The organism is Frankia sp. EI5c (genome assembly GCF_001636565.1).
Lineage (GTDB): Bacteria > Actinomycetota > Actinomycetes > Frankiales > Frankiaceae > Parafrankia.
The window spans coordinates 23,217-33,813 of sequence record NZ_LRTK01000024.1; the positions used below are offsets into that span (position 1 = coordinate 23,217).

Consider the following 10,597-nt stretch of genomic DNA (forward strand, 5'->3'; position numbering starts at 1 on the left):
AGACCGTCTACGCGATCGTCTGGTATCAGGGTGGGCCGGAGCCCTGTATCGGCGGAATCCTGCTTCCCTACGAATCGGTCGCCGCTGCCGAGAGGTCAGCCCGGCTGCGGCGGCTCGACGGATANGATGTCGCCCCCATCGAATTCGATGTCTCGCCCGACATTCGTCCCGCCGGATCGGGGCTGGTGATCCGGTGATACTCGAAGTCGGCGGGGAAAAAGTCATCACCCTGTATCGAGAATATGTGATGAACCTCCTCGANCTCGACACCGAAAGCGAGGACGGGNCGCCGCTCAGGAAATCGGACTACCGTCGGGCGCTGTTCGCCATCCTCGGCGCCGACCCGAAGCCACTGCTGACGGCCGGCCGTCAGGTCACCGAGGACGAAGCCGCCGCCTACGAGTACGGCCAGAGAGCGATGCTGGACACGGTCATCGTCACGCTCGGAGAACTGTGGAGACCACAGACTCTCGCCGCACCCGCCAACAATCCGACGAATGCGATCAGGAGGGGTCGCCGGTGATGGCGCGTGGCGAGTACGCGCCCCACCCGTCCACCGACTGCTAGCTATTGCTAGCAGTCTGGCTAGCGCCCGACCTGATCGTGGAACGCAGAGGGCCCGCCCGGAGTGCTCCTCCCGGGCGGGCCCTCTGCTCTGCGGAGTTCCGTGACTACGTTCTGACTTCGCCTGTGGTGGGCGTACCGCGTTCCCGCAGGTAGCGGGCGAGATCAGGGTTCAAGTTCCATCCCCTCAGCTCCACCCTTGGATTCCGCCTGCGCTCCAACAGTTTTTGGAGCGCACGGCATTTTTATGCTTGATCTTTTCGAAGGTCGTATGCCCACGGCGTGCCCACTTAGAAAAGGATCAGCCGACGCGGCGGAACTGGATCACCTGAGCGTCGGGTGTCTGGGCCTGCCTCCGCAGTGCGGTACCGTCGGTCCTTCCGAGATTCGACCAGCCCGAAGGAACGACGGTGCTCGACCTGCGGGATGCTCCCGTGCCCGATGTGATTGCCCGCTGTGCGGCAACCCTCGCCACCGATCTCGACATCGAGCACCCGGCCTTCGGGTGGGGTGGCAAGTCGATGGGGTTCGGGACGAGCCGGGGGACTTGGGTCAAGATCCTGTTCCGCCCCGCCTCGCAGATCAACGAACGCATCTGGACCGNGGAGGAATGTGCCTCCGTCCTCACAGGCGTGTCGAAGCCGCAGCTTCTCGGCTCGGTGCGTTGGCGCGACGACACGCGGGGCCTGGTGTGGCGGGCGGACGAGACGACCCGCGTCGAGGCGCCTGCCGTCAGCTCGACGCCGGAGATCCGGGAGGAACCGCAGAGCCTGACTGGCGATTGGTGGGAGTCCCTCCGTGGCTCGCTCACCACACTTGCCGGGGCGAAGACGACCCGCGTTGCCGTCCGACAGGATCTGATCAGTCGGCGGATCTCCGAGTACGCCGGCCCGGCGGTGGACCCCACGGTGGACGAGTGGCTACCAGCTCACGCCGATGTGCACTGGGCGAACCTGACCGCCCCGCGCATGGTGCTCTTGGACTGGGAAGGGTGGGGCCAGGGGCCCCGTGGGCTCGACGGCGCCACTCTGTGGGCGTTCTTGCTCCTCGTTCCCGCCGTTGCCGGGCGGGTGGCCGACCTGTTCGCCGATGACCTGGCATGCCGGTCCGGGGCCGTGGCCCGGCTGTTCATGTGCGTCGAGTTGCTGAGGATGTGCCGTAACTTCGGCGATCATCCGGACCTGGCCGGGCCGCTGGCCCGCGAAGCTGACCGGCTCGTGATCGAGCTGTCAGGAGCGGCGTAGCGCGCTGTGCTCTGGCCGCTGGCGATCCCGTAGGAGGGACCGGTACCGGTCGACCGCGCCGCGGTCGACATCGAGGCGCGTTGCTTCGACCAGTTCGCGCAGATGGTCCGGGTCGTTGGCGCTGACCGCGATCAGATGCTGGCCACTCGCCGCTGACGCTTTCGCCCGCGACGGCCCGGCATGTGTACACAGGTCAAAGGGCGGCTGGTCGGTTTTCCGCGGTGGCGGGTGTGGTGGGCCAGACGGCGGTGTCGTCGCGGGTGATCGACTGGCCGGTGACCGCGAAGCGGTGTCCGTCGAGGTAGGTGATCGTGGCTTCGACGGGGCGTCCGCTGGTGCCGCTGATCGAGATGCGGGTGAGGACGAGCAGCGGGGTGCCGCGGGAGACGCCGAGGTCGCGGGCCTGGTCGGGGGTGGCCGCGGCGGCGCCGATGCGGGGGTGCCAGGTGAGGGGGCCGTGGCCGAAGTCGTGTTCGAGCCGGTCGTAGATGCCTCCGGGGCCGGTGGAGGCGGCTTCGAGGATGGTGCCGCGGGCGAGGTCGGCGGGCAGGTAGGAGTCGGCGATCTGGGCGGGGTGGCCGTCGGGGCCGACGATCCGGTGGCGTTCCAGCACGTCACTGGCGATGGGGACGTCGAGGAGGCGGGCGATGTGTGGAGGAGCCGGAAGCCAGCGGCGGGTGGGTGGCACAGTGAGCCGCCAGTGGCCAGCGGCGGCGTTGAAGATGTAGCCGAGTTCGTTGCGGCGAACCTGTCCGCCGACGTCGACGGGTTGCGGGGGTGCGGCGGGGTCGAGGACGAGTGCGCCGGAGCGGTCGGTGATGCGGATGCGGCCTTCCAGTGCCAGCAGGCCGAGGGCTTCGGTCAGGACCCCGCGGCCCACGGAGAACTCCGCGGTCAGCTGGCTGTGGCCGGGCAGGCGGCTACCCACCGGGTAGGGGGTGGGGTCGGCGTCGAGGCGTCGGCGTAGCTCGGCGGCGATCTCCTCGTATCTGGTCATACCGGCACTCCTCGTCACTCAAGCTGTACCAGTACTGTTTTCGATCACTCGATGCGGCCACCCTGTCTGTACCGGTACAGCCGACGTTACCAGCGTGTAACGCCACGACNGGCGAGGTGCTCGATGGCAGCTGATCACTGCCAGGAGTCGACGTACGGCGACCTGCTGTATGTGCTGGCGCCCGACTCGACTCTTGGCTTCGAGATCGTCGACCTCCGAGATGATCTGGAGGAGATCGCCGATCGTAACGTCGACCTGGTGCCAAGTCCCGGTTGAAGTGGGTCATGTGGCGGTCCGGCACAGGCCAGCCAACTCGACCAGCCGCACTGACNACGGGTACCTCGCCCCGGGAACGGACGTCCTGGCCGTCATCCTCGGAGGCGTGCGCTGCCGGCGCGAGGGGATCTACCCTCGGCGAGCGCTGGAATGCGGTGCCGCGAGCAGCCCGACGACAGCGTCGACAAGATCATTAGCGAACATCGTGGGAGTCAGCCCGTCGTCTTCGCCGTCGACCGTCCTCGACTGGCGGTTGGCGATCGTGTGCACCGTGAGCTCCAGCGCCATCAGAACGCGGCGGTCCCGCAGATGTGGTGGCACATGGCCGAGGACGGCCTTGATGTTCTCGGCCACCAGTCCGACGCTGGGGGGGCCGACCGGATCGACCGCGAGGGCGGCAGTTCTCAGTTCGCTCCGGTTGTCCATGAGGCGGGCGAGGAACGCCACGTAGTGCATCCCCAGGTTCAGCTCGAGAAGCGGGAGGACCATCGCCTCGACGAGAGCTCGAAGATCTCCTTGCCGCCCTTCGTGCTGAAGAGCTTCGAGTATCTCGGAACGTCGGGCGTTGATCGCGGGTAGTCGGTGCTCGAGGATCGCCTGGAGCNGCGCCGACTTCGACCCGAAGTGGTACTGCACCGCAGCCGAGTTCCGGTGGCCGGCGGCACTGCCGATCTGGCGCAGCGATACTCCGTCGATACCGTGGATCGCGAACAGCCGTTCCGCGGTCTCGAGTAGTTGTATGGGAGCCCGTTCACGGATCGAGGGCGGTCGAGCTACTGCTGCCATCGCTGTGCGCCTTCCGTACCCGACCAGGACGGGTCTACCACCGGCTGCCGGACTCACGCCCGGTCCCCATTAAACATCTGCGCTTCGACCGAAGTCGGGTTCGCGGCGGGGGCGGCCACCTCGCGCCGACCGCGCCTCGCGCCGACCGCACCTCGCGCCGACCGCACCTCGCGCTGATCGGTCGCGGCAGGACGCGGTGATCACCTGGCGGCTGCCAGCGAGGCGATGTGACACCGGCAGGGCTCCCCGACTCGCAGGTGACGTAGCCCGCCGGCCGCGCGTGCCGTCCGCTCCGTTGACACCTTGATAAAACAAGTGTATTAATTTCAAACACATGATGTAACAGGTGGCAAGCCGCCTGCGGCCTGCCCCGCGCCCGTCGGCATCGCCTTGTGCCGCGGTCACCTGAATGTCCAGGATCCTTCCCGGATGGCGAACCGGCGGTCGGTGGCGGCGCCCGAGAAATCGCACAGTCCGGGCTGATCGGAATCAGTGAAGAGAANGGCGCACAGTATGGGAAACCGCTCCAACGGGGGAGTTCGGCTGACGGCAGGTCGGGCGGCGGTCGCGGTGCTCGCCGGCTCGTTCGTGATCGGAGTCGTGGGGTGTTCGAGTGATGAGAGTTCCTCGCCGACGCCCACGTCGTCCAACGCGCGAACACCGACCTCCTCAGCCGCCCCGGCATTACGTGACGGCGATCTCTATGTTGCGCTGGGCAGCTCGATCGCTTCTGGATTCGGGATCAGTGAGCAGTCGGAGTGTGGACGTTCGAGCCGCGACTACCCCCAACTGGTGGCCGCCGAACTCGGGCTGCGGCTCGTGGATGTGAGCTGTGGAGCGGCCTCGGTGCCACATGTCGTCGATACGAACCAGGGCGAGAACCCGCCACAGATCGACGCTGTGACCGCCGATACGAAACTCATCACCGTAACCGTCGGAGGGAATGACATCGCCTTCAACGGAACCGCCCTGGGCTGCGGTGACCCGGCCAGACTGTGCACCGAGCCGGTCGACCTCGAGGCCAATTTGCGGGCACTTCCCGGCCAGCTGGTATCCATGGTGGAGAAACTTCAGGCAAAGGCACCTTCGGCCCGGATCGTGTTCGTCACCTATCCGCGGGAAATGCCTGACACGAACTGCCCGGCAATGTCGTTGGAAGACAGCGAACTGGCGATGCTCCGCTCGATGGGCGAGAAGCTCGAGGCGGCATTCGTCGAGGCGTTCGCCACGTCGGACGCTCTCCTGGTCGATCCCTACGCCGTCGCGGGCGACCACACTGCCTGCGGTCCCGAGTCGGCACGTTGGACGAACGGGTACACCGTTCCGGAGGGTGATGGATTCGCGTACCACCCCACGGCTGTCGGGCACCGGGCGATGGCGGATCTCATCAAGGAAGCCCTCACCGACAGGCGTTCGTGAGGTGCGCCGGTCGGCCCGCCGCGAGGGTCGCGGCTGGCGAGCGGTAGTTCCCAATTGTGCCGGCACGCACATCATCCGGCCGCGGAGTGGCACCACATGGCAGCTACCGCCAAGGGCTTCCGCCGCACCGGTCGGACCGGATTTGGCCGCCATCGGTTTGGGATTGGTCCCGCGGGACGACCGCGGCACGCCATATGCCCGTGCGGCCTGACGCGTCGGGAGGCGCGTGGCCCGGTTCCGCGTCGCTGCGTAAGGATTTCCCTCGTACGAATCGAACCGATCTCCCCTGTCCCAAGGAGGCTTCCCTTGACCGACACGAACACCTACGCGTACGTCGACGCCGACACCCGCGACGTCCGGATCATCCGGGGTGAGGCTGACACGGTGGGCACCGTCGTCGGCCGGCTCGACGAAGCCGACCTCCCCGCCCTCGGCGAGGCCGCCGGCAAGCTGCTCGCGACCCTCGGCGTCCGCCCCGTCAGTGACTGGCGCGAGGTCGAGGGTGGCCTGTTCACCGTCGTCGAGGAGACCGCGGCGGTGCCGACGGCCGGCTGACCGGCTACCACGAGCGCCCCGGCCTGGGTCCAGGCCGGGGTTTCTCTTTGCCCGGGAAAAGACGGACAAGACGGACAAGACGGTGGGGGCGGCGCGCGTGCTCAGGCCGCGCGTCTGCTGCTCAGGTGGCGCGCGTGCTCAGGTGGTGCGCGGATGGGCGGAGACGAACGCGGCCCGGCCCGGCAGCGGACGCGCGGGTCGCTGCCGGGCCGGGCCGGCCGGCCGGCCGGTGGGGGGTGTCCCGCCGTCAGGCGAAGAGCTTCTCCTGCTCCTCGCGGAGCGTGTCGATCAGCCGTCCGGGCGGAAGCGTCACGTCCGCGTAGGTGAGCACGTCGTCCTTGGCGACATCCCGGGTGAGGATGCAGCCCTCGGCGACACCCATCGGCAGCAGGGCGCCGGCCCGGGTGGCGGCCGAGGCCTCGGCCACGCCGTAGGTGTCGTAGCCGCCGAGCCCGTCGAGGGTGTGCCCGGCCTTCAGGTCCTGTTTGGCGGTGGCGACCACATCGACCCTGGGGCCGGCCGGCGGGGCGAGTGCCGCGTCGGCGAAGTCGACCGCTCGGGCGACCGTGTTCGGCACCTCGAAGTGGCACAGGTGGTAGGGCGTGTAGAAGCTGTACAGCGGGCCCGTGCCCAGCTTGTAGAGCTCCAGGTAGTGACGCTGCTTCGGGTCGTCGTGGGTGCCGAGCACGAACACGCCGGGCCCGGGCTTCGACTTCACCACGTAGTCGACGATGCCGCCGAGCTCGCGCAGCTCGTCGACGTCGTACCGGCTGGTCAGCTCGTCGACGTGGCCCTCGTGGTCCCAGCCGTTCATACCCCGCTTCGGCACGGTGAGCCCGAAGGCGTTGGCCACGATCGCCTGCTCGAACGAGATCTTCGTGCCGTCGGCGAAGCTGGTGACCATGTACGGGTCCTGGCCCCAGCGCTCGGCGAAGGACTTCTGCGTGGTCGGGGTGCGGTACTCGTCCTGCAGGCCCTTGATGTTGCCGGCGACGAGCGGGGTGACGCCCAGCCCGATGACGAAGCGCATCAGGTTGCCCTGCACGCCGGGCTGGTCACCGTCGGCGCCGGTGAGCACGACCCCGGCCTCGCGGGCGCGGTGAGCGAGCAGCGGGCCGACCGTGCCGTCGAGCTCGGCGTTCATCGTGACGATCGGCAGGCCGCGCTCGATCGCGGCCACGGTCACCCGGGCGCCGAACTCGACCGCGCCGGTGACGTCCACGATGCAGTCGAGGTTCTCGGCCTTGAGCAGCTCGAAGGCGTCCTCGAGCACGGCGGGGGTGCCGGCGGCGATCGCGGCGTCCAGCGCGGCGGCGTTCTCGACCCGGACCGGCTCGACGCCGGCCTCGGCGTAGGCGCGCTCGGCGTTCGCGAGGGTGCGGTTGGCGACCGCGACCAGGCGCATCCCGGGCTTGGAGTTGACGATCTGGTTGGCCAGGCCGCGGCCCATGAACCCGGCGCCGATCATGCCGACCCGGATCGGGCGGCCCTGGGCCTCGCGCTTGGCCAGCGCGGTGTCAATGATGATCATCGGGCTTCCACCGAGACCTCGGAGAGCAGCGGCCAGGCGGCGTCCTTCGGCGAGATGACCACCGGCTGGATCGGCCACTCGACGGCGAGCTGCGGGTCGTCCCAGCGCAGGCCGCGCTCGGCGCCCGGGGTGTACGAGGTGCTTACCTGGTACAGCACCTCGGCCTTGTCGGTCAGCGTGAGGTAGGCGTGCGCGAAGTTGCGCGGGACGTACATCGCGGTTCGGTTGTCCTCGTTGAGCTCGGCGCCGAACGACTGGAGGTACGTGGGTGACTCGGGCCGCAGGTCGATGATGACGTCGTAGATCGCGCCGCGGTAGCAGCGGACGAACTTCGTCTCGGCGTTCGGCTCCAGCTGGTAGTGGAAGCCGCGCAGGGTGCCGGCCTTGTGGTTGAACGAGATGTTGGCCTGCTCGACCAGCGGTTCGAGCCCGGCGTCGATGAACTCCTGCTGGCAGAACGCACGGGCGAAGAAGCCGCGCTCATCTTCGAGGAGCTTCAGATCGACCAGCGCCGCGCCGGCGAGCGGGGTGGTATTGATCAGCATGTCGGGAGGCTCGTCCTATCCGCTTGGTCTAACTCAATACTGCGAGTGACCTTCGGCATCGTAGTAGAAGCATGTAACGGCCTCTGCGCGTCACTGTCCCGTGCTGCGGAGGGTGGCCACCCGGATGACCCGCCAGCGTGACATTCGCGGTGGAGACGCCTCCTGTCGCATGGCACGGTCGCTCGGAGCGAACAGAAGTCCGCTTGATCGCACCGATGTCACGCAGGGCAACTTTTCCGTTGACCTATGTGCGGGTTTTCCGGGCCGCCGCGGCGCGGCCGTCCCGGGACGAGCGCTGAGGGGCCGGCCTACCGGACGACGACCCGGACGCGGGCGAGGTTCTGGACCAGGCCGTAAGGGGTGCCGCCGTCCGCGCCCCCGAGGTCGTCGCCGGGCCGTCGGGAGGTGACCCGCACGACCGGGAAGTAGGTCCCCGGCCTGGTGAAGGTGTGGTTGATGGTCAGCCGCGTCTCCCGGGCCGGCTTGTCGAGCTCGGAATGCTCCGGGTATTCGCCGCTGCCGTCGAAGTCCCATTCGACGCTGACGAGGTCGCCGGCGTCCGGTGGCACCTGCGCGGTGACGGTGAGGGCGACGGGCTGGCCGGTGGAGACCTCGGCGCGTCCGGCTGCCGGGATCCCGCGGCCCGCGACGGCGGTGACGGCCAGGTCGACGACCGGCTGGACGCCGTGCCGCTCGGCGGAGCTGGCCGGCACCCGCACCTGCGTGTCGCCGTCCACCTGGTAGGTGGTGCTGGCCGGCGGGGCGGTCCCGTCGCGGACCCAGGCGTCCAGGTAGAGCAGTGCCTGCTGGAGTTCGGCCAGGTATCTGACGACGTGTGTTCCGGCCGCCGCGTCCCGCGGGGGAATGTGGTCGGCGTTGTCCATGAACCACAGGCGGTAGTGGTCGGCCAGTTTCGGGCCGAGGTGAGCTCGGGCGCGCCCGTGGTACCAGTCGGCCGGCCAGGGGAACGACTGGGTGTCCAGCAGGGACGCGAGCATGATCATTTTTCCGTGGAAGGTGCCGGTGGGAATGGCGCCGCTGGCGGCCTGGGCGAACGTGGGCCCGGCGAGAACCGGCCGCTGCGGATAGCGGGGTGTGCCGTCGGCGCCGCGGAACTGGTCCCAGGCGTACTCGTCGGTCGGCGGGACCTGGTGGCGGTGGTAGTACTGCAGGGCGATGATCCAGGAGTTGTCGAGGCGGAGCCGGTCACCCGGGCGCAGCGCGGCGGTGATCGCGGGGTCGGCGCCCGTCCCGTAGGTGATGGTGTTTCCCCGCACCTCCCCGAGCGGGATGGTGCTGCCGGCCGCGGCCCCACTCAGGACGACGATGTCCGCCCCGGCCAGGTCGCCCGCCGGGCCGGTCGGAACACTGGACAGGGTCAGCCCGCCGGGCGGCGCGGCGGGAATCGTCGGCGTGCCCTGGACGTCGGCCAGAGCTGGTCTGGCGGGTGTTCCCGGGTCGCTGACCAGCGCGGTGACCTCGGCCTCGTGCTGGATGCGGGCGGCCGCGGCCGACGACGCCGGGTCGGTGCCGGCATAGCCCGGCAGGCTCCAGAAATCGTCGACATACGTCGGGTCGAGAATCCGCACCCCGCCGCCGACCGCGAAGAAGGCGCCCCCGCTCATGTCCCGGTAGTCCCACCAGCCGCGGATCGGCAGGCCGAGGCGGGTCACCTCGCGCAGTACGTCCCGCTGCTCGCCGGTCAGGCCGGCGTACGGGTCACCGCTGCCGCCGGGCTCCAGCGCGTCGACGATCCGGGGGAACGCGTCCCGCAGCACCCGCAGTGCCAGCAGCTGCACGGTCATGCTGCTCGGAATGGCGTTCGGCGTGCCGGGGACCATCGGCACCCCGCCATCCCACACGCCTTCGGTGTTCTCCAGCGCGCCGATCGTCTGGTAGGCGCCGCCGCTCGCGCCGTAGATGAATCCGCGCGGGCGGGCGGTGTCGCCGTAGACCTGCGCCGCGACCGTGCGGGAGAACTTCGCCGCCGCCGCGTTGACCCGGTAGCCGGCGATGTCGCCGGCGCCGGGCAGGCCACCGGCGTTGTTCGTGGAGACGACGTACGCGCCGTTGGTGGCGGCGAACGCCACCGTGTTCGGCGCCGCCTCCTCCGTCGACAATGTGGGATAGGTGGATTCGAAGAATCGGCCCTGATACCGCTCGGGGAAGTAGAAGGAGAACTTCGCCTTCGTCCCGCTGAAGCCACCGTGGACGTGGCGGACGTCCACCGTCACCTTCGCCGCCGAGTCCGTGATCGTCCGCTTCTCGTCGATGTCGACATACGGCTGGTTCAGGTCCGGATCGACGCAGCTCTCGGTCACGCGGATCGCGCCGCCTTCGGCGGCGGGCTCGCAGGGTGGGCCCGCGGACGGCTTCCGGTCGATCTGTAACGGGCGCCCGAGATCGGTCTTCGCCGCAGGTAAGGGGGGCTCGGAGTCGTCGGAGCAGGCGACCAACATGCCCGCGGTGACGAGGGTGGCGGCCAGCAGGCCGGTGAACCTGACCGGGCGGGACCAGGCACCCCGCCGCGCGACACGCTCACCGGATCGACCGCCGAGATCATCCGGCCGCCGCCGACTTTCGGCGCCGCCGTCGCGCGTGTGCGTGTCTCGCGTCAATGCGACCTCACCAGTGTCACCTGTGCGCCGGAGCCGCCCGTGAACGCCGAGTCCAACATGTG

The 10,597-nt window shown here is 69.0% G+C and carries 6 protein-coding genes and 1 pseudogene; 2 read left to right on the top strand and 5 right to left on the bottom strand.

Annotated features, from left to right (window positions below; translation table 11 throughout):
- Positions 1–2,001 precede the first annotated feature (2,001 nt).
- Both UG55_RS13445 and UG55_RS47185 read right to left on the bottom strand, forming a co-directional pair.
- Positions 2,002–2,805, bottom strand: a complete 804-nt coding sequence (locus UG55_RS13445; protein ID WP_066067840.1) for a GntR family transcriptional regulator — start codon at positions 2,803–2,805, stop codon at positions 2,002–2,004.
- A gap of 881 nt (positions 2,806–3,686) precedes the next feature.
- A pseudogene (locus UG55_RS47185) lies at positions 3,687–3,867 on the bottom strand (helix-turn-helix domain-containing protein); the annotation flags it as partial.
- A 513-nt stretch (positions 3,868–4,380) separates the two neighbouring features.
- Here UG55_RS47185 and UG55_RS47190 point away from each other — a divergent pair.
- Entirely contained in the window at positions 4,381–5,286 is a 906-nt protein-coding gene (locus UG55_RS47190) for an SGNH/GDSL hydrolase family protein (protein ID WP_083986765.1), read from the top strand.
- Between the two features lie 306 nt (positions 5,287–5,592).
- On the top strand, positions 5,593–5,841 hold the full coding sequence (locus UG55_RS13460) for a hypothetical protein (protein ID WP_066067849.1): 249 nt from the start codon (positions 5,593–5,595) through the stop codon (positions 5,839–5,841).
- A 247-nt stretch (positions 5,842–6,088) separates the two neighbouring features.
- Here the strand turns inward: UG55_RS13460 and UG55_RS13465 are convergent, their stop codons facing one another.
- The 3 genes from UG55_RS13465 to UG55_RS13475 form a co-directional block, all read right to left on the bottom strand.
- Positions 6,089–7,372: an NAD(P)H-dependent oxidoreductase gene (locus UG55_RS13465; protein ID WP_066067852.1), complete on the bottom strand. Its 1,284-nt coding sequence runs from the start codon at positions 7,370–7,372 to the stop codon at positions 6,089–6,091.
- Complete coding sequence (gene rfbC, locus UG55_RS13470) at positions 7,369–7,917, bottom strand: dTDP-4-dehydrorhamnose 3,5-epimerase (protein WP_066067855.1); 549 nt, start codon at positions 7,915–7,917, stop codon at positions 7,369–7,371. Before rfbC ends, UG55_RS13465 begins: the two co-directional genes overlap by 4 nt.
- Positions 7,918–8,225: 308 nt before the next feature.
- Positions 8,226–10,535: a PKD domain-containing protein gene (locus tag UG55_RS13475; protein ID WP_313954609.1), complete on the bottom strand. Its 2,310-nt coding sequence runs from the start codon at positions 10,533–10,535 to the stop codon at positions 8,226–8,228.
- Positions 10,536–10,597 lie beyond the last annotated feature (62 nt).